At 35.5% G+C, this 530-nt stretch carries 1 protein-coding gene; it reads left to right on the top strand.

The window, feature by feature from the left end; genetic code table 11:
* Window positions 1–447 (top strand): NDP-sugar synthase (locus I53_RS30845; protein ID WP_148291065.1); only part of this gene is annotated, 447 nt, incomplete at its 5' end.
* Window positions 448–530 lie beyond the last annotated feature (83 nt).

Genomic DNA, 530 nt, shown 5'->3' with positions numbered 1-530 from the left:
CTGATTTTTGCTAGAAAATTCCTCGATCATGGGGAAGATTTTCTGATCATGAACGCCGATATCCTCACCGATATCAACATTACAGATTTTGTAGAATACCACAAAAAGATAAAAGATTTTGCTACATTAGCTGTTTCGGACAGGGAAAGTTCAAGAAAACTTCTTTTCAATGATGAGCTGGTATTAAGAGGCTGGCTTAATGTACAGACCGGTGAACAGAGACTTGCAGAATTTAATAAAGGATTCAGAGCGTTAGCTTTCAGTGGTGTTCATTGTATAAATCGTCTCATTTTTGAAAAAATAAAAAGAACAGGAAAGTTTTCTGTAATGGAAGAATATCTTGATTTAATGCACACAGAAAAAATTCACGGATTTGTGCACGACAGTATCCTGATAGATGTAGGAAGACCGGAATCTATAAAAGAAGCCGAGAAATATTTTAAATAAATTGCAATGGAAATTGAAGGAAGCAGAGACGAAAGTTTGGTGAATCCTGAACTTGATATCAACGAGACAAAACTACAGAACAG

The organism is Methylobacterium sp. B1, assembly GCF_000333255.1.
GTDB lineage: Bacteria > Pseudomonadota > Alphaproteobacteria > Rhizobiales > Beijerinckiaceae > Methylobacterium > Methylobacterium fujisawaense.
This window is presented reverse-complemented; position numbering and strand designations above follow the sequence as displayed.